Genomic DNA, 447 nt, shown 5'->3' with positions numbered 1-447 from the left:
GGCGGCGGTCCTGCGCCCGGGGCAGGGTGCGCAGCGCGCCTCGAAGTGCCTGGGCTTGTTCGAGGCGTTCCCGGTGGTCGCGGACGCCTTCGACCAGGTGGAGTTGCACCTGGATGCGGATCTGGACCAGCCGCTGGCGGAGGTGCTGGCGGACGAGGAGCTGATCCACCGGACCGGGTACGCGCAGCCGGCGTGGTTCGCGGTGGAGGTGGCGTTGCCTGCGCTGCTGTCGCACTGGGGGGTGCGGGCGGACGTGCTGGTGTGGCACTCGATCGGTGAGGTTGCCGCCGCGCCTGTGGCCGGGGTGCTGTCGCTCGGCGATGCGGCGGCGCTGGGCGCGGCGCGTGGCCGGTTGATGCAGCCCCTCCCGGCCGGTCGCGAGATCCTCGCGGTGGGGCCTGACGACGCGCCGGGGCAGGCCCAGGTCGCCGAGGTCGCAGGTGCGGC

General features: G+C 74.9%; 1 protein-coding gene. It reads left to right on the top strand.

The window, feature by feature from the left end:
- Window positions 1-55 precede the first annotated feature (55 nt).
- Window positions 56-447: acyltransferase domain-containing protein (locus PUR56_RS22020; RefSeq protein ID WP_329950174.1), on the top strand; the 392-nt coding region annotated here is incomplete at its 3' end.

The organism is Streptomyces sp. BE303 (assembly GCF_036290945.1).
GTDB lineage: Bacteria > Actinomycetota > Actinomycetes > Streptomycetales > Streptomycetaceae > Kitasatospora.
This window is presented reverse-complemented; position numbering and strand designations above follow the sequence as displayed.